18 protein-coding genes and 1 pseudogene are annotated in these 23,130 nt (G+C 37.6%); 4 read left to right on the forward strand and 15 right to left on the reverse strand.

The window, feature by feature from the left end; translation table 11 throughout:
- Positions 1-66: 66 nt before the first annotated feature.
- Positions 67-1,320, reverse strand: coding sequence for an NRAMP family divalent metal transporter (locus tag MY533_RS13185; RefSeq protein WP_248716331.1), 1,254 nt, complete (start codon positions 1,318-1,320; stop codon positions 67-69).
- Positions 1,321-1,324: 4 nt separating this feature from the next.
- Positions 1,325-2,089, reverse strand: a complete 765-nt coding sequence (locus MY533_RS13190) for a LamB/YcsF family protein (protein ID WP_248716332.1) — start codon at positions 2,087-2,089, stop codon at positions 1,325-1,327.
- A gap of 276 nt (positions 2,090-2,365) precedes the next feature.
- Here MY533_RS13190 and pxpB point away from each other — a divergent pair, with 276 nt between their 5' ends.
- On the forward strand, positions 2,366-3,106 hold the full coding sequence (gene pxpB, locus MY533_RS13195) for a 5-oxoprolinase subunit PxpB (RefSeq protein WP_248716333.1): 741 nt from the start codon (positions 2,366-2,368) through the stop codon (positions 3,104-3,106).
- Entirely contained in the window at positions 3,097-4,086 is a 990-nt protein-coding gene (locus tag MY533_RS13200; RefSeq protein WP_248716334.1) for a 5-oxoprolinase subunit C family protein, read from the forward strand. The genes pxpB and MY533_RS13200 overlap by 10 nt, the downstream gene beginning before the upstream one ends.
- Positions 4,087-4,403: 317 nt before the next feature.
- Here MY533_RS13200 and MY533_RS13205 read toward each other — a convergent pair whose 3' ends face one another.
- On the reverse strand, positions 4,404-5,162 hold the full coding sequence (locus MY533_RS13205; RefSeq protein ID WP_248716335.1) for an IclR family transcriptional regulator: 759 nt from the start codon (positions 5,160-5,162) through the stop codon (positions 4,404-4,406).
- A 182-nt stretch (positions 5,163-5,344) separates the two neighbouring features.
- On the opposite strand from MY533_RS13205, the pseudogene MY533_RS22340 reads away from it, so the two are divergent.
- A pseudogene (locus MY533_RS22340) lies at positions 5,345-5,545 on the forward strand (IS5/IS1182 family transposase); the annotation flags it as partial.
- A gap of 146 nt (positions 5,546-5,691) precedes the next feature.
- On the opposite strand, the gene MY533_RS13210 reads toward MY533_RS22340, so the two are convergent.
- From MY533_RS13210 to MY533_RS13260, 11 genes are all read right to left on the reverse strand, one after another.
- Positions 5,692-6,264 carry a hypothetical protein gene (locus MY533_RS13210; RefSeq protein WP_248716336.1) on the reverse strand — a complete coding sequence of 191 codons (573 nt, stop codon included), beginning with the start codon at positions 6,262-6,264 and terminating at the stop codon, positions 5,692-5,694.
- Between the two features lie 43 nt (positions 6,265-6,307).
- Entirely contained in the window at positions 6,308-7,453 is a 1,146-nt protein-coding gene (ald, locus tag MY533_RS13215) for an alanine dehydrogenase (RefSeq protein WP_248716337.1), read from the reverse strand.
- A gap of 23 nt (positions 7,454-7,476) precedes the next feature.
- The gene (locus MY533_RS13220; RefSeq protein WP_248719210.1) at positions 7,477-8,904 is read right to left on the reverse strand and encodes an aldehyde dehydrogenase family protein; all 1,428 of its coding nucleotides are present in this window, start codon (positions 8,902-8,904) and stop codon (positions 7,477-7,479) included.
- 16 nt (positions 8,905-8,920) lie between these two features.
- On the reverse strand, positions 8,921-10,231 hold the full coding sequence (locus MY533_RS13225) for an aminotransferase family protein (RefSeq protein ID WP_248716338.1): 1,311 nt from the start codon (positions 10,229-10,231) through the stop codon (positions 8,921-8,923).
- Positions 10,232-10,653: 422 nt separating this feature from the next.
- Complete coding sequence (locus MY533_RS13230; RefSeq protein WP_248716339.1) at positions 10,654-11,907, reverse strand: ArgE/DapE family deacylase; 1,254 nt, start codon at positions 11,905-11,907, stop codon at positions 10,654-10,656.
- Between the two features lie 77 nt (positions 11,908-11,984).
- Positions 11,985-13,373 carry an APC family permease gene (locus MY533_RS13235; protein WP_248716340.1) on the reverse strand — a complete coding sequence of 463 codons (1,389 nt, stop codon included), beginning with the start codon at positions 13,371-13,373 and terminating at the stop codon, positions 11,985-11,987.
- A gap of 55 nt (positions 13,374-13,428) precedes the next feature.
- Positions 13,429-14,769 carry an APC family permease gene (locus MY533_RS13240; protein WP_248716341.1) on the reverse strand — a complete coding sequence of 447 codons (1,341 nt, stop codon included), beginning with the start codon at positions 14,767-14,769 and terminating at the stop codon, positions 13,429-13,431.
- 239 nt (positions 14,770-15,008) lie between these two features.
- Entirely contained in the window at positions 15,009-16,643 is a 1,635-nt protein-coding gene (locus tag MY533_RS13245) for an amidohydrolase (RefSeq protein ID WP_248716342.1), read from the reverse strand.
- 156 nt (positions 16,644-16,799) lie between these two features.
- Positions 16,800-17,456, reverse strand: coding sequence for a GNAT family N-acetyltransferase (locus tag MY533_RS13250; protein WP_142507119.1), 657 nt, complete (start codon positions 17,454-17,456; stop codon positions 16,800-16,802).
- Between the two features lie 423 nt (positions 17,457-17,879).
- Positions 17,880-19,301: an NAD-dependent succinate-semialdehyde dehydrogenase gene (locus tag MY533_RS13255; protein WP_248716343.1), complete on the reverse strand. Its 1,422-nt coding sequence runs from the start codon at positions 19,299-19,301 to the stop codon at positions 17,880-17,882.
- 60 nt (positions 19,302-19,361) lie between these two features.
- Complete coding sequence (locus tag MY533_RS13260; protein WP_248716344.1) at positions 19,362-20,738, reverse strand: aminotransferase family protein; 1,377 nt, start codon at positions 20,736-20,738, stop codon at positions 19,362-19,364.
- Positions 20,739-20,936: 198 nt separating this feature from the next.
- Between MY533_RS13260 and MY533_RS13265 the strand changes: the two genes are divergently transcribed.
- On the forward strand, positions 20,937-21,848 hold the full coding sequence (locus MY533_RS13265; RefSeq protein WP_248716345.1) for a LysR family transcriptional regulator: 912 nt from the start codon (positions 20,937-20,939) through the stop codon (positions 21,846-21,848).
- 358 nt (positions 21,849-22,206) lie between these two features.
- Here MY533_RS13265 and MY533_RS13270 read toward each other — a convergent pair whose 3' ends face one another.
- Positions 22,207-23,112 (reverse strand): NAD(P)/FAD-dependent oxidoreductase, encoded by a 906-nt coding sequence (locus MY533_RS13270; RefSeq protein ID WP_248716346.1) that lies wholly within the window; start codon positions 23,110-23,112, stop codon positions 22,207-22,209.
- Positions 23,113-23,130 lie beyond the last annotated feature (18 nt).

Genomic DNA, 23,130 nt, shown 5'->3' on the forward strand with positions numbered 1-23,130 from the left:
CCATTCACTCCTTATAAAATAACCATCCATGAAAAGATGCTCATGGATGGATGGTTGGTTGTTAGATTAACTAAAAATTTTTGGAATTTCTTCAAATAGTGTAACAATGCTGAGATATCCCATAAGAACAACTACCATTGCTCCAGCGACAGTTAACCAACGTGGATGCCTATATGTACCAACAATTTCTTTTTTGTGTGCAGCAACTAATATAATACCAAGTGATAATGGTAAAACTAGTGCATTTAATGCACCTACCAAAATTAACACATTAACAGGCTTTCCAACCAAGGCAAAAGTTGTTGTTGAAATGACGATAAATGCTATAATCACCCAATTATGATATTTCTCAATATTAGGGTGGAATGAACGAATAAATGAAACGGATGTATAAGCTGCACCTACAACAGAAGTAATCGCTGCAGCCCACATAATCATACCAAACATACGATAACCGATATTACCCGCAGCTAATTGGAATACAGATGCAGGTGGATTTGCAGGATCAATAACTAAACCTTTTGAAACAACACCAAGAACAGCTAAAAATAAAGCAATACGCATTACGCCAGTAATCAATATCCCTGTCACAGAGCTTTTTGTTACTTCTGGCAAGGATTCTTGTCCTTTGATGCCAGCGTCCAAAAGGCGGTGACCACCAGCAAAAGTAATGTAACCCCCAACTGATCCACCAACCAAAGTTACAATCGCAAACCAGCTAATTTCTTTAGGCCAAACGGTGTTCACAATCGCATCTCCTACAGGTGGTGAAGTTTTAAAAGCAACGAATAGCATGAGGAGAATCATAACACCGCCAGCAATTTGCGCAACCTTGTCCATTGCCTTTCCTGCTTCTTTATAGATAAATATAAAAATAGCAAAAAGCGCACTTACAATGGCACCCATAATTGGATTTACGCCAAGCATTGCATCTAACCCTAATCCAGCTCCAGCAACGTTCCCAATATTAAATGCTAAACCACCTGTAACAATCATAATCGCAAGGATAACACCTAATCCAGGTAACACCTTATTGGCAATTTCTTGCCCACGCAAGCCAGAAACAGCAATGATTCGCCAAACGTTTACCTGTGCAACAATATCTAGAATTAATGAAATTAAAATGACAAATCCAAAGCTAGCCGCTAATTGCTGTGTAAATACTGTCGTTTGAGTTAAAAAACCTGGTCCAATAGATGAGGTAGCCATTAAAAAGGCAGCTCCAATTAACACACTTTTACTTGCTGTTTTCTTAACAAATTTACCTTTTTTCTCTTGCTCGATTCCCGCTTCACTAACTTCCGATTTTTTTGCTACCATTGGCTTACCCCTCCCTGATTGCACGTACTGATATTTGATGATCTGCTAATCTTGAATGAATATATTCTGCAAATTCTACAGCATGTTCCCCATCCCCATGAATACAAATAGTATTTGCCTGTAATGGGACATCGATTTTCTGTTGTGACAGCACAATTCCCTCTTTCACCATTCTCACAACTTGATTCACAGCTTGTTCTTTATCGGTAATCAATGCATCAGGTTGTTTACGAGATGTTAAAGAACCATCCTTCTGATAGGTACGATCTGCAAACACTTCATGGGCTGTTTGAAGCCCTACTTTTTCTCCGGCTTTTGTTAATTCACTACCTGAGAGACCGAATAACACAAGTGAAGGTGAAATATCATAAATGGCTTGTGCGATTGCCTCAGCAATCGCTGGATTTTTAGCAGCCATATTATAAAGTGCTCCATGTGGTTTAACATGCTGCATCGTTTCATTGTAAGTCGTTAGAAAACCTTGCAATGCTCCAACTTGATAAATGACCATATCATAGGCCTCCTGTGGTGTGATGTTCATCTCACGTCGTCCAAAGCCATTTAAATCCGGTAATCCTGGATGTGCCCCGATTTTCACACCATTAGCAATGGCTAGCTTAACTGTCTCTCGCATGACTGTTGGATCTCCAGCATGGAATCCACAAGCAATATTAGCAGAAGTTACATATTTTAAGATTTCTTCTTGCTCTCCAAGTCGATAACGACCAAAACTTTCCCCTAAATCACAGTTTAAATCAACTCGAAACATCTTCTTCCCCCATTTTCTTCCCACTAAAATAGTTACACTGAATACGTTTACAAATATTTTGTACCGATATTCGGAACTTAAGTTTTGAAATTTAAAAAAATCTTATCATATTTTATTATTACTGAAAAGTATAAATTTAAAATTTTGAGAAAGAATTTTTTTTTTGAAATTTTCATTTAAATTAAACTTGTTTTCGTTTATTGTTTAAATATAATAATAATAATCCGTTATTTAAAACTTGCATACCGAATTACGAAACTTCAGGAGATGGTTTTTATGATGAATTTAAAAGAGAATGTACAGATAAGACCTTTGAGTGATTCTGCACTAGTTATACATGTAGGTGAAGGAATCAGTGAGGCAAATCACAACAAAGTTAAAAATATATTGAACTTATTAGAGAGAAATCCATTTAAAGGATTCATCGAAGTTGTACCTGCCTATAATAATGTGACGGTTTATTACAATCCGATTGAAGTATACTTTTCAAATATAGGAAAAGAAGGCGACATGCCTTACGAAAAGGTGAAAGCAACAATTCTTTCTTTAATGAATCAATCTCACATAATTGAAACAACAAAGGAACGTGTCGTAAAAATCCCTGTAGTATATGGTGGTGAAATGGGGCCAGATTTAGACTTTGTAGCCTCTTATCATGGTTTAACACCTAATGAAGTTATTAAAATTCACTCTTCTGTAGAATATCTTGTTTACATGATAGGCTTTGCTCCAGGTTTTCCGTTTATGGGAGGAATGGACAGACAAATTGCAACACCTCGTAAAGAAACTCCACGGTTATCGATTACTCCGGGATCTGTTGGAATTGCAGGAAATCAAACAGGTATTTACCCATTAGAAACTCCAGGGGGATGGCAAATCATCGGACGAACACCTTCTCGTTTGTTTCTACCTGAACAGTCTCCCCCAACCTTATTACAACCGGGTGATCGAATTCAGTTTGTCCCAATTTCGTTGGAAGAATATAAAAACGACGGGGAGATGAAAACATGGGCATAAAAGTATTACAGCCAGGTATACTGGCAACCATCCAAGACCTAGGAAGATATGGGCTACAAAAGTTTGGTGTTATCGTCGGAGGAGCAATGGATTCAATTTCCTTACGAATTGCGAATTTACTTGTTGGAAATGCAGAAGGAGAAGGCGCTCTTGAGGTGACACTATATGGAACAACCCTTTTATTTGAAACGGATGAACTGATCGCTATTACAGGTGGCAATTTACAACCGACGATAGACGGCAAAGAAGCACCAATGTGGCGACCACTTTTCATTCAAAAAGGCTCTGTTTTAAAATTTAATGCTGCGATTAGTGGTTGCCGAGCCTACGTATCGTTTAGTGGCGGAATGCAAGTGCCCAAAGTGATGCGCAGTAAAAGCACCTACATACGTGCTGGGATTGGAGGATTTCACGGAAGAAAATTGCTGAAGAATGATGTCATTGAATTAGAAAGACGATCAGAATTAGGAGAAGATCTTTTTAACCAATTAAAAAAAGAACCAACGTTCCTTTCTTGGTCAGCTGATTACACACAATTTGTTACATTTAAAAAAACGCAAACAATCCGCTTCATAAGGGGCTCTGAATATGAACATTTCGATGAGGAAAGTTTAAAAAAATTCCTTTCAACGCCTTACACTATCACAACCCACGCAGATCGAATGGGCTATCGATTAGAAGGAGAGTCTATTCAATTAAAAGAGCCATTTGAATTATTATCCGAGGGGGTTACATTTGGAACGATTCAAGTGCCCTCTAGTGGGCAACCTATTATTTTAATGGCAGATCGTCAAACTACTGGTGGATATCCTAAAATAGCTCAAGTGATTTCTGCCGATTTACCATCATTAGCACAAATGCAAGCAAATAGTCGAGTCTACTTTAAAGAGGTCTCTCTTGAAGAAGCTCAATTAGCATTAATACATCAAGAAAGAAAACGAAATGAATTAGCATTTGGGCTCCATTTAAAAAGGTTATAGCCTATTTAGATAAAAATATTCCCTAAAAATTAGGCTTTTCACCAAACCGTGTGGTTGATTTCCGTTCCGACTGGGCGCTTTGCCGCTGACGCTTCGCTTTCGCGCAGAGCAAAGCTTCCTGGGGGCGTCCGATGAGCCGCTTCACTCGCGTTGCTCGCTCCAGGGTCTCATCTGTGACGCTGATCCCCAAGGAGTCGCCCAGTCTCCACTACAATCAACTAAAATACAGTGCATATATTTTAAAAAATGTCATCCATAAATTATCAACTCCAACGCAAAATGGGTAATCTCAAATGACTTTTGAGACTACCCATTTTTTATAGCGGCTCATACCCCAATTGTTTAGAAATCTCTGCGGTAGCTTTCTTAAGTTTATCGACGAAGATTTCAACGTTTTCCCCTCGATAATTCGTTTCTAGTCCCGCAATACTCATGGCTGCAACGACTTCTCCTTTATGATCATAAATCGGTGCTGCAACAGCAGATGTATGATTTTCTAATTCTGAATGGCTGATTGTATAACCAAGTTCTCTAGCCTGCACAATCGTTTCAAAAAGCTTTTCCTTTTCTGTAATCGTCCCCTTTGCAAATGATTTAAGTTCTACCGATTCGAGGTATTCCTTTATGTCTGCATCCGGTAAAAAGGATAATACAGCACGAGGACATGCTCCTGCATAAAGAGGACTTTTTCTACCAATTGCTGTGTAGAGTCGAACTTTTTGCTTCGTATCTATTTTCTCGATATAAACAGCATCGTCACCATCACGAACGATTAAATTAATCGCTTCTTTTACATCATTATGTAGCTCATTCATAATTGGTTCTGCAATTTTCCGCACATCTAGGCGCATTGATACGAGATGTCCAAATTTAAGGAAAAGAATGCCTAACCGATATTTTGCATCAGTTCCCTTCTCTAAAAACTCCATTTCCTCAAAAGATTTCAACATGCGGAAAGCAGAGGTTTTAGGGATTCCTGATAACTCAATTACTTCTTGAAATGTCAGCTCAGTATGATCGATAAATAAATTTAAAATATCCATTGAACGGATAACCGTTTTATTATTATTTGTCAATTCACGTTTGCCCCCCTTCTATACTAGATTTAATTTAATCATAATTTTTCTTTTCTTAAATAATAATTATACCTAATATCTTACTGTTTTTATATACCCTGGCTCTTCAACAAAACATGTGGTTGATTTCCGTTCCAGCTGGGCTTTGTTACTGCCGCTACGTTAGCACTACGCTTTCGCTGAACAGTGACGGCAAAAATACGTTTTGGTTTGACTTTAAAGGGCATCTCGTAGTGACAACCAAGAGTCAATATATCGCCTCTCGCCTCATGACATCTGTCAGTAAAGCAGCGATTCCTCTTTTAAAGAAAGTAGAAAACCTATTTCCAGGGCATTTTACGACTATTATTTTGGATGCCGGGTATGATTTTGAACCCATTTACCCAATTACACGAGTATCAAATGCGTGCAGTAATTCCCTATAAATACGAGCGACGGTAGGATGAGGCAAAACGACGGAAAGTAGAGCCAGAGCGACGGTAGGATGTGGCAAAGCGACGGAAAGAAATCCGAGCGACGGAAGAAAAAGTCAAAGCGACGGAAAGTAGAGCCAGAGCGACGGTAGGATGTGGCGAAATGACGGAAAGAAATCCGAGCGACGGTAGGATGTGGCAAAGCGACGGAAAGAAATCCAAGCGACGGTAGGATGTGGCAAAACGACGGAAAGTAGAGCCAGAGCGACGGTAGGATGAAGCAAAACGACGGAAAGTAGAGCCAGAGCGACGGTAGGATGTGGCGAAATGACGGAAAGAAATCCGAGCGACAGAAGGAAGAGCCAAAACGACGGAAAGTAGAGCCAGAGCGACGGTAGGATGAGGCAAAACGACGGAAAGAAATCCGAGCGACGGTAGGATGAAGCAAAACGACGGAAAGTAGAGCCAGAGCGACGGTAGGATGTGGCAAAGCGACGGAAAGAAATCCGAGCGACGGAAGAAAAAGTCAAAGCGACGGAAGAAAAAGTCAAAGCGACGGAAAGTAGAGCCAGAGCGACGGTAGGATGTGGCAAAGCGACGGAAAGAAATCCGAGCGACGGTAGGATGTGGCAAAGCGACGGAATATCCGTAACGAAGGTGAAAGCTTGGTAGATTACGCTCTCTACCAATTTTCACCTTCTTTTCATTTCAAATGACATTATTTCTCTTATTCTATTTAACTGCTAACGCCGAAGTTGAGTCTGCTGCTAATTCTACTTGTAGATCCGTATATGGTAATCCATGTGCATCAGCTACCGCTTTATATACTATTTTTCCATTTACTACGTTTATCCCCTTCGCTAAAGCAGGATTATCTAAAGCGGCTTGGCGATAGCCTTTATTAGCTATTTGCAAACCGTATGGAACAGTTACATTTGACAAGCCCATCGTTGAGGTACGCGCGCAAGCACCTGGCATATTCGCAACTGCGTAATGCACAACACCGTATACTTCATAAGTAGGATTACTATGAGTAGTAATACGATCAATTGTTTCAATAGAACCCCCTTGATCTACCGCTACATCCACTACAACAGATCCCTTTTGCATCGTTTGAATCATTTCTTTTGAAACTAATTGTGGTGCACGTGAACCTGGAATTAGCACAGCACCAATTAACAAATCTGCTGTTTTTACTGCTTCAGCGATATTGTAGGTATTTGATGCAAGTGTACGAACACGTCCTTGGAACATATCATCTATTTGGCTTAAGCGTGTAATATTAACATCTAAAATTGTTACGTTTGCACCTAATCCTACTGCCATTTTCGCAGCATTCGTCCCGACAACTCCAGCACCTACAATCACTACATTTCCAGGTGCAACACCAGGAATACCACCTAAGAGAACTCCTTTGCCTCCTTTGGAATTTTCTAAAAATTGTGCACCAATTTGTACAGACATTCGGCCTGCAACTTCACTCATTGGCGTTAACAATGGTAAGGCACCTGAATCTAATTGAATTGTTTCATAAGCAATTCCAGTAACTTTACTTTCAAGCAAAGCTCTCGTTAATTCTGGCTCTGGCGCTAAATGTAGATATGTGTAGAGAATTAGATTTTCTTTAAAATATTTGTACTCCTCCTGAATCGGCTCTTTCACTTTAATCACCATATCAACATCCCAAGCTTCCTTAGTTGATTTAGTAATTTGAGCGCCTACATCTAAATAATCTTGGTCTGTAAATCCACTACCTAGCCCTGCACTCGATTCAATTATTACTTCATGACCACCTTTTTTGTACGCCACAACACCTGCTGGAGTAATTCCTACTCGATTTTCATTATTTTTTATTTCTTTAGGTACACCAATTATCATTATATTTCCTCCTACCTATTTTTTTAGTTTTGGTTTATCACTACAAGTTTCATTTCTGTCATTTCCTCAATTGCATACTTCAGCCCTTCTCTTCCCATACCACTTTCCTTTACGCCACCATATGGTAGATGATCTAAACGGAATGTAGGAATATCATTTATAATGACACCACCTACATGGAGTTTTTGCGTTGCCTGTAAAGCAACATGGATATTATCTGTATAAATACCAGCTTGCAAACCATATTTGGAGTCATTTACTTGATCAAATGCCTCTTGAATAGATGTAAACTTCATAATAGATACGATTGGTGCGAATACCTCCTGACAGGAAACCTTCTGCTCTGGTTTTACATTTAATAATACGGTAGGTTGTAAGATATTCCCTTCAGATTCTCCACCAGTTGCAACAATTGCCCCTTGCCCCTTTGCTTCTTCAATCCAACTTAATGTTCGTTTTACATCTTGTGGACTAATTAAGGCTGAAACATCCGTTGTAGGATCTAGGGGATCACCAAGTTTCAACTCTTTTGTAGCTGCTACAAATTTATCTACAAACAAATCATACATTTTTTCGTGAACATAGATTCGTTGGACTGAAATACATACCTGCCCTTGGAATGCAAATGCACCGGAAACGACACGTGGAATTAATTTATCAATATTAACATTTTCATCGATAATAACAGCCGCATTAGAACCCAATTCAAGCGTTACTTTCTTAAGACCTGCTTGATTGCGTATGCCAATACCTACAGCGGGGCTACCTGTAAAAGAAATCTTTTTTACGCGATTATCCGTGACTAATTTGTTACCAATTAAAGACCCTGCACCAGTAACGATATTTAACGCACCCTTCGGTAATCCTGCCTCAACTAATAATTCACCAATAAAATAGGAAGTTAATGGTGTTTGACTTGCAGGTTTTAATACAACCGTGTTACCTGATGCTATTGCTGGCCCTACTTTATGAGCTACTAGATTCATTGGGAAATTAAAAGGTGTAATAGCTGCCACGATGCCTAATGGTTCACGAACCGTATAGGCAATGCGCCCGTCACCACCGGGGGCAGCATCCACAGGAATTGTTTCTCCGTGTATTCGCTTTGCTTCTTCAGCAGCAAATTTATACGTTTGAATCGTACGCTGAACTTCAGCTTTGGCGGTTGAAATAGGCTTGGCTGCTTCTAGTGCTATTAACTCTGCTGCTTCTTCAGCACGCGCTTCTAATAAAGAAGCTAATTTTTCAAGAATAATCGCACGCTTATACAATGGCATATTCGCCATCGTTTCACGTGCAGCATCGGCAGCTACTAAAGCTGCTTCTACTTCCTCGGCATTTGCCTTCGGTATTTCTGCAATAACCTCGCTACTATATGGAGAGCATAATTCCGTATACTCTGCTGCTTCTATCCAATCCCCATTGATAAATAAATTTTTCCTCAATATAATTACCTCACCTTTCGTATTACAACTTATTTGCCAATACCTGACTCTCTACTTCTTGAATCGCTTTTTCTAGAATAGCTAATAAATCTCTTAACTCCTTTTGGCTTATTGCTAATGGTGGTGAAAATACAACAATATCTTGAGCATCTAGTACAACAGAGCGACATATTAATCCCAACTTTGCAGCCTCTGTCACTATTTGTGGAGCGAGGAGTCTTCCTTCATAAGAGATTTCTATACCTGCCATTAAACCTAAACCTCTTGCATCTACAATAAATGGATACTTCGCTTGTAATACTTTTAACCCTGCTAATAGCTCTTGACCACGAATTTCTGCATTTGCTACTAAATTATCTTTCTCTATAATTTCAATGTTTTTCAACCCAACTGCACAGGCCATTGGATGACCACTATAAGTGTATCCATGCAATATAGTTCCTTCTGATAACTCAGAAAATTCTTGGTGTATTTTCTCTGAGATCATTACACCACCTAATTGTGCATATCCACTAGTAACACCTTTTGCAAAGCACATCATATCCGGTACCACATTAAAATGTTCCATCGCAAAGAACTTACCCGTCCTACCAAATCCTGTGATAACTTCATCAGTTATCATCAAAATACCGTATTCATTGCAAATTTCACGAATTTCTTTGAAATAATTATCCGGTGCAACATGCACCCCCCCTGCACCTTGTACTGGCTCGGTGATGAAAGCAGCAATTGTTTCTGGACCTTCAGTTTCAATCAATTCACGTAAAGCCTGTATGGAGAAATGATCTACGAATAGAAAATCCGGTGCATTAGAATTTGTAAAATCACGAAATCCTTTTAAACCCGTCGCACTTGTAGCACCGATTGCCACCCCGTGATACGATCTCGATCTTGAGATAATTTTTTTTCGAGAACTTTCCCCTTTTAATATCCAATAATGGCGAGCCAATTTATAGGCGCTATCATTGGATTCGGAACCACCGGACGTAAAAAATGTAGTATTTAAATCACCAGGCGCTAATTCTGCTAACTTTTTTGCTAATAGAATAGCAGGCTCATTACTAAACGTTGCAAAACAAGAACTGAAGGCTAATTTATCCATTTGTTCCTTCGCTACTTCACCAAGTTCTGTTCTACCATGTCCGACATTCACATTCCAAAGTGAAGACATTCCATCAATAACTTTTTTACCTGTAATATCATACAGATACACACCTTTTCCTTCTGTAAAAATAAATGCCGGTCCATTTTCCGTCTTTACTGGTGAAGTAGGGTGTAGAAAATGCTTTTGGTCTAACACTTTAAGTTCTTCAACAGAATAATTTCTTTTCATAAAAATACATCCTCTCTTTTAAATGTTTTTAAACAATACGCTTGCCAACTACTAAAATGTGATTTACTTACATCTCGGACATAAATTGATTTAATTTTCAAACAATTAAAGATACAGGAATTGCTTCGTCAATTTAATTGTTAAGAGAGATTTTTTTTATCAAATAATTTTCCACACTCATAATTTCCCGATTAAAAGTTTTTTTAGTGTACAAATAATTCTCACTTGGAGTCTTCTGCCGAATAAAGATAAATAGTCATGCGATTCAAAAGACGACATTTATAGGGTTGCAAAGATTGTTGCATTTCTTGTGTCATTTTTAATGCTAGATTTTGTTTTAAATCTAATACCAATTGCATTAAGCCTGCTTCCTTTTTCCATAACATCCTAATCATTTAGCTACCAATGGATATTCCCAAAAGTTAACTCTCGCTCCACTTAATAATATAATTTGCCAAAACATTAGTTACTTCTACTACGCTATCTAAATGAACACATTCATCTGGTCCATGCATATTTTCTCCAATTGGCCCAAAGCACAATCCTTGTTTTCCGTAATACTGCGTAAACCGTGCATCATTTCCTCCAGCTCTTCCAACCATAATGACTTTATGTCCCATAACATCTTCTGCATTTTCGATGAATAATTTTACAAAAGGGTTCTCAGGGTCTTGGTACCATGGCTCCGTTGACCATCCAAACCACTCTATAACAGGTGGATTTTTAGCCATCCACTCATCGCCTAAGACAGATTTCATAATCGTGTCTTGTACTAGTTGCTTAATTTCTTCGCGAGTTTCCCCTGGGATAAAACCAATTCTTCCTTCGAGGATCGCTTCCCCTGGAACTGTTGATACCCAGTCCCCAGCTTTTAGTACACCTAAGTTTAAGTGAACGGACTGTCCAGATCCCTTTTCAAATAAATCAAACTTAACATTTTTAGCACGCCATTCGCTTAATTCATCCAGCGCACTAAGGATTTTCATCATTTTTGAAATAGCATTTATGCCTTCATGCGCTAAACCGGCATGCGCTGTTCTTCCCTTTACGTACACTCGGAAATACATAATCCCCCCATGACTTATTGTCATATTCAAATTATGTGGCTCTGTCGAAATGTACCCATCTGTTACGAAGCCTTCCTCCAAACATGCTAAAGCTCCGCCTCCACCACCAGCTTCTTCTTCTATTACTGAATGTAGCTGAACATCTCCAGCAATTGGATAACCTAAATCAATTAATGTTTTCAATGCGAACCAATTTGAAATAAGTCCTGCTTTCATATCGGCAGAGCCTCGACCGTATAACTTGTTTCCAATAATATCTCCACTCCATGGGTCCATCGTCCAGTTTGAATATGGTTCTGGTGAAACAACATCTACATGCCCATGAATCGTTAATGACTTACCATCGGAGACACCTTTATGTATTCCGATAATATTTTTTCGGTCTTCAAACGGAATACCTGAATCAATAAACGCTTCATGAGCTGAAACCTTCTCATATTTTGGTTCAATCTCATGCAAAATCAAGTTAAGTTCTTCATATTTTTTTTTCATGTATAATTGCATCTCTTGTTCATTACCAACAACGCTTTTTATACGTACGACATCTTGAATTGTTTTAAATAATTCTTCTTTATTTTCTTCTATATACAGTCGAATTTTTTCTTTCAAAGCCATCACTCCTCTATTTACTTCTTCTGTCATTAAAAAGAGAAAGATTATCTAAGAGATTCTCATCCTCTAAATAGTTAATTCAAGACTTTAATCTTATCTTCATTAAAAATCTCTTTATCTAATGACTCCAAGTCATCAATAGAGTCCATGCTTCCAAGTTCTTTTTTAAAGAATCTTGTAATAAACAGCATGTAAATGGTTCCGATTATAAGCCAAACGATTCCACCTATAAATGCATCAGCGTGTAAATGATACCAAAGAACTCCAGTAGCTAATGCTCCGAAAGAAGGCATAATTAAGTACTTAAAGGTTTCACTGCCTGATCTCCTTTTCTGACGAATATAGAAATGAACAATAACAGAAAGGTTAACGAATGTGAATGCAATTAATGCCCCAAAGTTAATGACTGAAGCAATTAATTCTAAATTTGGCCCTATTGCAAATAATGATACGATTCCCGTCAAAACAATCGTAAAAACAGGCGTTCTAAATTTAGGGTGTAAGTATCCGAAAGTTTTTTTAGGAAGTACACCATTTCTGCCCATAACAAACAGCAAACGAGATGCACTTGCATGAGATGCAAGTCCTGAAGCTACAGTAGCAGCGAATGCTCCTGCAATGAAGAGCAGTTGGAATAACTTCCCTCCTACATACAAACCAATTTCCGGCAATGTATCATCTACATTTTCGAACACAGAAACATCCGGGAATAATGCTTGAGTAAAATAAGAAGCAATAAAGAAAATGCCCCCACCGATTAAAACAGTTAGAAGGATTGCTCTAGGAACTGTTGATGTATCCTTTGCTTCTTCCGTATACATTGTTATTGCGTCGAAACCGATAAACGAGAAAGCTACTACTGTTGCCCCAGTTAAAACGGCTATTAATTTCACATTTTCATGTGATAGTGGATGAATCGTGAATAAAGTACCATTCCCCATACCGTGATAAAGTTGTACAGAAGCAAGTATTATGAAAATACCTATTAAACAAATCGTGAAAACAACGAGTATAAAGTTTAAGCTCGATGTTGATTCCATACTATAAGCATTAATTGCAGTAACTACAATGACATAAGCAAAAACCCAAATCCAAACAGGTACATTCGGAAACAGAGATTCCATATATATTCGAATAATTAATGCATTAACTAAAGGTAATAATAAATAATCTAATAACGATGCCCATCCTACGAGGAATCCTAGGTGAGACCCCATTGTTTCCCGGGTGTATGTATATGCTGAACCAGCAGCCGGGAATACCTGTACCATTTTTCCATAACTAATCGCTGTCAATACCATTACTAACAAGGCGACAAAATACGCCATTGGTACTACACCATTTGTTAATTTTGATACAATTCCAAACGTATCAAAGACCACTGTAGGCGTCATATATCCTAATCCCAGTGCAACAATTGACCAAACACCTAATGACCTTTTAAGCGTAGTGTTATCTGTCATTCATCCATCCCCTTTACATATTTTTAGCTGCTTCATTAAATGTTTTAAACTGCGACTAATCAATCTGAACTGCATTGAGCACTGGTGGTTTATGCTTAAGACCTTTTGTCATAAATAATAAATAAATAACACCAATTCCTAACCAAACACTACCAAGAGTAATCGAATAAACATCTAGATTGAAAAGCAAACAAGTTGTAAGTACTGCTCCGATTAATGGAAAAATCAAATAGAAGATAGTCCCCTTTAAGGAGCGTTCTTTTCGTTTACCGTAATATAAAAAAACAACGGATAAATTCACAGCAGTAAATGCAAGTAAGGCGCCAAAGTTAATGAAAGACGCGACAAAGGTTAGACTTAAAAACATCGCAGATAATGATAAAAGACCAATTAATAAAATGTTGTTTACCGGGGTTCTCGTTCTTTTATTTAGTTTTCCAAAAAAATTTTTAGGTAATTGTCCATCTCTTCCCATTGCGTATAATACACGTGCAGCACTTGCTTGAGAAGCGGACGCGGAACCAAATACAACCACTGCAGTTTTTGCTAGGAATGCTGCTTGTAAGGCATTCCCGCCTACTAGGAAAGCAATTTCATAGGAAGCAGAATCAGCATCTTTAAAACTCGTATAATCTGGCCAAACATTATGGGCAAAATAAGATACGACTACAAAACATAATCCACCAATTATTGTTACTAAAGATATTGCACGCGGTATGTTTTTCTCCGGATTTTTTACTTCTTCTGAAAAAGTAGAAACTGCATCAAAACCGAGGAAAGAGAAACATAATAGTGCAGCACCAGCAACTATATACTTAAATGATTCCTCGGTATTAAAAAAGGGATCAAGGTTAAATAAAATGCCAGTCCCGGTTCCAGTTACTATTGATTTAACTGATAAGATGCAAAAGACAATTAGAAATAATACCGATAAGCCTATTACAATCATGTTGACATTTGCGCTTAACTTTACACCTTTAACATTTACAAACGTCACAAGAACTACTAATGTAAGTATCCAAACATACTGTGGAACTTCAGGTATTGCAGCTGAGAAGAAAATACCAAATAGTAAAAAGTTAACCATTGGGATCAAGAGATAATCCATTAAAATTGCCCATCCCACTAAGAAGCCAACATGAGGATTAATCGCTTTTTGCGCATAGGTATAGGCAGATCCCGCAATAGGGTACGCTTTTGCCATTTGACCATAACTATGAGCCGTAAACATCATCACAATTAATGCAAGTACATACGATCCAGCGACCATACCATGAGATATTTGAGAGGCTATGCCGTATGTGCTAAACACTGTAGTTAAAGCCATAAAGGCCAACCCAGTAACAACAACAGACGTTAAAGAAAGCGATCTAGACAAATTAACTGAATGTTTCATTTTTTTCACTCCCCGAATAGTAATAAAAAAATGTTCCCGGTAAAATGATCAATTAACTAAAATAGTAGGATCGTAGACTGATTCACTATCAATTACGCCTTGGCGTAATTGCGTCCGGATTTTGAATTGTGCCCGCACAATTCATTCCTTTGAAAATCCGTGACATCCGCCGGAGGCTTTTATCTTTATTCAGTAGGTGTTTGGACACCCACTGAAAAGGTACCAAAATCGCATTCATCTCACCACCTATAGAGGTGGGAGTCTTCTGCTGAATAAAGATAAACAACTTTACCATCCATAATTGTTAACAAAACTTTCGTTTGAAGAATTTCTTTATGTTCTACTTCAAAGAGGTTTTTATCTAGTACAATAATATCTGCTAATTTTCCAACTTCTAATGTACCCAAATCTTTTTCTCTGAATGTGCTGTAAGCTGAACCTTTTGTATACGCTTTCAACGCTTCTGCGAGTGTTAGCTGCTCTTGACTATTCCACTCATAATCACCAGTAAAGTCTAGTCTCGTAATCGCATGAAAAATTTCTTTAAAAGGATCTAATGTTGTTATTGGATAGTCTGTACCAAGAGCAATATACTCGACTGCATCGTATAACGTTTTACATAAATACGTATAAGGGTCTTTCTCTTTACCGACACGCAAAGTATGACTTTCTTTTGGCATCAATGCTAGATGAGAAGGCTGTACAGATGGAACAACCCCCAATTCTTTAAATCTCTGAATATCTGTCGGATGAATCACTTCAATATGCTCTAGCGCATGTCGTGAATCTCTCACACCATTCTTCATCCTTGCTGCTTCAAATATATCTAGAGCAAGCCTAACTGCGCCATCACCTATTGTATGGAAGCGAATTTGAAATCCTTCTTTGTCCGCTTTTGTCACCCAATTTTTGATCGTTTCTACAGGAAAAGCAGTACTCCCACGTGTTGTAGGTTTGTCTAAGTAAGGATCTAACATGTATGCGGTATGTCCAGTTACAACGCCATCAATAAACTGCTTAAGTCCTGCAAGCTGTAATTTTTCGGAATTGTACTTTTCACGCAAGCTTATCGCTCTATCTATATCATCATTTAACTCAGGGTAAAGATGAATGCGAGTCGTAAGTTTTCCAGCTTCATCATATGCCTTATACATATCGAAACTATTTAACTTATCAAAACTACTTGCAAACAAATCATTTACTGATGTAATACCTAATTGAGCTGATTTTTTTAAGAACTCTTCAAACAATTCTTCTTTCCGTTTATCTGGAAACGCGAGAGCAATATCCACAACTAAATTCATTGCTGTTTCAAGAAGAATACCTGTGATTTCATTATTTTCATCTTTTTGAATCGTACCATTAGGAGGGTCTTCAGTTTCATTTGTAACCCTTGCATTTTCAAGTGCCAAACTATTAACCCACGAATAATGACCTTCTGCGTGAAAAAGAATAATTGGGTGATTAGGAACTACTTTGTCTAAAGAAAAACGTGTCGGCAAGCCTTTCTCCGCCCAATTTGTATGATCCCATCCATAGCCTATAATCCACTCATCAGCATGCACGTTTTCCGAAAATTGTTTTACTAAACTAGCAACCTCTTCTTCCGAATGAGCATCCGATAAATTGATACTTGCATGCGAGAAAAGACTACCAAACATGAGATGAAGGTGCGCATCATGAAATCCTGGCATAATGAGTTGGTTGCCATAATGATATTCCTTCGTGTCTAAACCTATAAATGGTGTTATTTCCTCCATCGAACCTACCGCAATGATTTTATTACCTTTAATCGCAATAGCAGCTGGCTTTGCTTCATTTTCTAAACCTGTAAATACTGCTTCACTCGAAATAACTTTATCAGCGATAACCACTATAACTCCTCCCTTTGCCTAAGATTTACTTCTAATGGAACTCTTATAACAATCAATTGAAAGCGCTTACATAACTAGAGAAGTTAAATAATCGCAATTAACAATGGGCATCCACTGTTCGCCTATTAAAATAGGCGAACATAACGGACAAAAGACTCATACTAATTTAAGCTTGTAAACTGGATTTTTCCATTCCAAAAGTGTTGCATATTCTAATGACTCAACATCCCCAGGTAAATAGCCTGGCATTACTTTATTTAATACATATCCGTTTTTCAATTGGAATGTTAAAACAGGATCATATATTTTCCCTTTCATTACCTCTAGTACATACTCATCTGCACTCATCTGCTCAGCATATTTATAGTAATAAGGTATACGACCTCCTACTAAGATACTTTCCAAGTTAAGTTTCTCACATATTCTTTTTCGGCCATCATACAAATGACGTCCCAATTGTAACCCTCTAAAATCTTCGTGTACGCCAATTTCAATACCATATAGGTTTCTACCATTAGGGTTATGATTTCGAATAAATCCTAAATCACAGATTTGAAAATAGGAGTGACTATCTCCGTAATCTTCAAAATTTACAATTAGACTTAAGGCGGTTCCTACAATTTTACCGTTATATTCTAGACAAATTTGACCTTCTGGAAACAACTCAATCTGACTTTCAAAATGCTCATATTTTAATGCCATATCAGGTCCAAAACACTTCATAGAAAGTGCGGCAACTTCAGCAAGATCCTCTTTTAAAATATTGCGGACAACTATTTCTTGTCCATTATTTTTTAAATTTACTTGAGACATAATAAATTCACCCTCTTATTTTATTGGAATTAAAGTTTATTACTTTATTAATTGTGTAGACTGTCTCCCATACATAGTTTCTAAAGAATGTATGGGAGACATGGAGAATGTAGATAAGTCTACTACAATATATTTACAGGTGTGTTGATTACTCATTTTTATACATTCGAAGAGGCTGATTTCCGCTACGGGCTACTCGCTTTCCTACGGGCGAGCGCCGAGCCGCTTCCTCCGCTTCGCTCCGTGCAGGGTCTCGTCTGTTTCGCTTTCCCGCGGGAGTCGAGTAGCCCTACGCTACAATCAGTTAAAATGGAAATATATCAGCAAAATAGTAACAAAAAAATCCATTTATCACGCAATATTAAACGTATTTTTCCCTAATCAACTCGCCTGATATATTTAGTTACCTAATAACATTTTTTATTATTTTAAATAAATCGATACAAACTTCTTCTCCAGGTACTCCTCTAGTCCGTACCAACCGCCTTCTTTTCCCATTCCACTTTCCTTCATCCCACCAAACGGAGCTTGTACAACCACTGGAGCTGGATCATTAATACCAACAATTCCGAACTCTAAAGCACGCATCATTCGCAAGCCTCGACCAATGTCTCGCGTATAACAATAAGCTGCAAGACCATATTCAGGATGGTTTGCTCTTGCAACTACCTCTTCTTCCGTCTTAAATGTATAAATTGGTGCAACTGGTCCAAATGTTTCTTCTGTTGTAATCTTCATATTATCGCTTGCATATTGAATAACTGTGGGCTCAAAGAAGTAACCGCTACCATTATTTAATGTACATACATTACCACCCGCAATTACTTTACCACCATGTTTCACAGCGTCTTCTACTTGACCTTTCACTTTTTCAAGAGCCACTTTATTAATTACTGGACCGAGATTTACGCCTTCTTTTAATCCATTTCCTACAACTAATTTAGATACCTTGTCAGCTAACTTTTCTGAGAATTCATCTGCTACAGTTTCTGCTACGTAAATCCGGTTGGTGCTGATGCAAGTTTGACCTGAGTTAATAAACTTAGACACTAAGATACCATTAACTGCTGCGTCGATATCAGCATCCTCAAACACAATATACGGTGCGTGTCCACCAAGCTCCATTGATATTTTCTTCACTGTATCAGACGAATCACGGATAAGTTTTTTCCCCACACGCGTCGAGCCAGTAAAAGTGATTTTACGAACGTCTGGGTTACTCGTCATCTCGTTTCCAATTTCTTCAGCTGGGCCAATTACCAGGTTTGCAACGCCAGCCGGTAGTCCAACTTCATGAAAGCATTCGAATACTTTTATCGCCGAAAGAGGCGTTAAGTCAGCCGGTTTTAAAACAATCGTACAACCTGCAGCAAGTGCAGGTGCAATTTTTCTTGTAATCATCGATAACGGGAAATTCCATGGTGTAATAGCTGCACATACCCCAACAGGTTCGCGAATTACCATTAAGTGTTTATCAGCTGCAGATGCAGGAATTGTTTCCCCATAAATTCTCTTAGCCTCCTCTGCATACCATTCTAGATAGCCGATCGCACCTGCTACTTCACGAGTAGCATCTGGTAAAGGCTTACCATTTTCAAGTGTAATTGTTTCAGCTAATTCTGTTGATTTTTCTTTCATCAATTGAACTACTTGTAACAGGTAGTTGCTGCGCTCATTTCCAGTTGTCTTACCCCATAATTCAAATGCTCTCTTCGCACTTTCGATTGCTTCTTTAGTTTCAGTTTTACTACCTGTAGCAACAGTGCTAATTATTTCTCCTGTCGCAGGATTTGTTACATCTAATTTATTTCCTGTATCCCGCCATTCACCGTTTATATAAAGCACTAGAGAACCCCCCTTTTTTTACTATAACCACCACTACTCAACTTACTTTATAGGAATAGTTTAGTTGCGTGTATTTTTAAAAGCAGTAATCGCATCGTCTATAATTTGAATCATTTTTCCAATTTCCTCCTTGTTAATAATAAGCGGTGGCGCAATTGCTACAATTTGGTTATATGCTCCAAGCGCTCTTACTATTAATTGGCGATCGAAACATGCGTCAACTACCGCATTTGCTGGGAAAACAGTTGGATCAAACAATTTCCCACTTGTTGGATCTTCATAAAGTTCAAATGCAGCCAACAGACCAATTACTCTGCAATTTGTTACAATACTATGCTTTTCAGCTAAGTAATCTAAACCTTTTTTAAGTTCTTTCTCCATTTCGTTTACGTGGTCAATAATATTATCACGCTCTAGTATTTCAATGTTTTTCAGTCCAATCGCACAAGCAGTCGGATGTCCACTATATGTGAAACCATGTGGGATAACAGCATCAAAGTTAGCAATTGTTTCTCTAATTTCATCATTCATCATGACCCCGCCAAGTTGCGAATAACCACTCGTAATTCCTTTTGCAATTGACATCATATCAGGGACAACATTCCAGTTGTTTACACCAAACATTTTCCCCGTACGACCAAATCCACAAATAACTTCATCTGCTATGAAAAGGATATTGTACTCGTCACAGATTTTACGAACTGCTTCTAAGTAACCTTCTGGTGGAATATTAACTCCGCCCGCACCTTGCACAGGTTCAATAATAATTCCCGCAATTGCCTCAGCACCTTCTCTTTCAATTGTTCCACGGATAGAATCTGCATAGTTCGGGTCACTTTTATCACCTAACTCACTGTTTAATAGGTGGGCTGTTGCACGAACAACTCCGTCTATATTTGATGATGCGAACTTGTGGTATGCTGCAAGACCAGTAGCTGTTTGCGCTCCAATTGTTACACCGTGATAAGCATTCGTTAGCGCAATAATCTTTCTTTTTTCTGATTTTCCTTTAAGCTCCCAGTAGAAACGAGCTAATTTAATTGCTGTATCATTTGATTCTGACCCACCAGAAGTGTAGAATACACTATTTAAATCTCCTGGTGCTAACTCAGCTAATTTTTTAGCAAGTAGAATGGATGGTTCGTTTGAGAATCCTTTAAATGATGATGCATACGCGAGGGTAGATAATTGACTATTCCCAGCATCTGCAAGTTCTTGATTCCCATGCCCTAAGTTGACGTTCCAAAGCATTGACATCCCGTCGATGTATTCCACATCATCCGTACTTGTAACTGTAACGCCTTTACCTTTAACAAAGATAATAGGCGGTCCATTGTCAATTAAAGCCTTCGGATTTGTAGCTGGATGTAGCAAGTGCTTTTTGTCCAGTTTAGCTAACTCTACAGTTTTTGATTGTTGAGTAATTTTAGTTGTCATTGATAAAACCTCCATTTATAATTTAATAATTTGCGATTGGATGGATACACTCTCGTATCAACTAAATACAATTCAGTTTGAATTTTTGAACTATTCTTAATTATGAAAATAGTATATCTTTACATTTTTATAATGTAAATTATAATATTTATATGGCTTCCATATATTTTATGAATACTAAAAGGAGGAGATATCAAAATGAACCTTCATCGTTTACATTGTTTTATTACAGTAGTTGAGGAAGGTAGCATTACAAAAGCTGCTACTGCACTGCAAATGACTCAACCCCCCTTAAGTATTTTAATTAGAAAATTTGAACAAGAATTAAATGTCACTTTGTTTAATCGTTTAGGTAGATCTCTTGAATTAACACCAAGTGGACAATTTTTATATGAAAAAGGAAAAGAATTACTTGATTTATCTGAGAATACGGAGAAGAAATTAGTCGAGTTTCATGAAGGAATTAGAGGTACGGTGAAATTGGGTTGTACTACTTCAGCAAATCTATTTATTTTGCCAAATGTCTTAAAAAAAATTCAAAAGGAAACTCCTAACATAGTTACACATGTTCGCGAGGGTAATACATCATATATTTTAGAAGAACTAAGAAGTCATAAAATAGATATTGGAATTGTCCGAACTTCAGTAAGAGCTGAGGACATCGATACTTCAATATTACTAACAGAACCTTTACTTTTAGCTCTTCCACCCAACCATCATCTATGTGAAAAAGATTCTATTGATATTGCAGACTTGACAAACGAACGATTTCTTTTAAATACAACATCTTATGGATCAGGTGTTGCTGATGATGTGATCGAGGCATGTCAAAAAAGTGGATTTACGCCTAATGTCATTTACTGGGGGACAGAAACATTACCAACACTTATGATGGTAATGAAAGGCGCAGGGATTTGTTTTGTACCTAGCTGTTTCAAGCTACTTAATTCTCCTGATTTACCGGTACTTAGACCACTAGCAAATCCAGTGTTACAAACAAAACTTAATATAATTACACTTAAGGATCGTTATATGACCTCAATTTCCAAACGATTTCTTGCGATTACCGAAGAGGTTGCAATGAAAATGACAAGCATTTTCAATGATTAATGTGATTTAAGTTATGGCGTTCAAGTTAAAATACTCGGTAGATAATGCATAATAAGTCAAAATAAGATTCTCACTTTAACATCAGTTAAGATAAGAGTGCTTTAAATTACCACCTGCTAAAGTAGGTGGATTTTGTCATGAATGTCCACGAGTTCAATAACTTCAACAAAAAAACCGTCGATCCTTTTTAGGTAACAAGAAAAAACGAATTCTAAAATCATAATCCGTTCTTCGTAATTACTTATAGTAACTCTAATGTTTGAAGTATATGTGACAACTCATTGGCGCTGATGTGTTTAATTATATTAGTAAAGTTCCTATTTAGTTGAAGCAGAAGGTGTTATGACGTAATGCGTAATCAAAAGCGTTCCATCGTTAGATCAGTATTTACTGAAACAGCAGCTTTATTACCTTTAGCAGCTGAAATCATTAAAGAGGATGGTTTAGATCTTTCGGTTTCCCCTGCAATATATACGTTTTTTTGGGTTGTTCTACCAACACCATCTGTTATAACTTTTCCATTTTCGTGAATTTCACAGCAAAGCTTCTCAGCAAAATGGTTTGGGCGATAATAAGATGGGGCAACAAAACCACCCGATCTTATAATTGTTGCTCCTGTTTCAAACTCTATTTTTTGTAAGTAACCGTCATTACCTATTAAGTCTTTTATCTTGTCCGATATAATTTTAATATTGTGTTTTTGTAACTCCATTTTACCTTCTTTAGATAATTGAACTCCATTCGTTAAGACAACCAAATCCTGCGACCAATTATAAATTAACATAGTCAAATGCAGTACATGCTCTTCTTTTTCTGCAATAACCACTAATGGCTTATCTTTTTGCTCCCAACCATCACAATACGGACAACTAAATAGACTTTTCCCATAAAACTTTCTTATACTAGGTATAGTAAATATTTCTTGAATACCAGTGGCGAGTATTATTTTTTCTGAAACGAATTCCTGACTAGTTGATGTTTTGACAGTAAATCGCTCATTACCTATATCCTTAATAATTTCAGTAACTGTTGCAGTAAAATATGATACGGAGGGGTAATTCTCCAACTCTTTTAAAGCTATTTCTTTAAACGCTTGTGGTTTTATTCCATCACGAGTAATAAATCCATGTGATGCTTGTGTCACTCTATTTCTATTCGTTCTATCGTCAATTAGTGCAATGTTTCTCCTAGCCCTTCCTAAAGTTAAGCTAGCACTTAACCCAGAAGGACCTCCACCTATAATGATACAATCAAGGACATCCATTTTTTACCTCCGTTTTGT

Origin of the sequence: Lysinibacillus sp. Ag94, from assembly GCF_023242215.1 — a bacterium.
GTDB lineage: Bacteria > Bacillota > Bacilli > Bacillales_A > Planococcaceae > Lysinibacillus.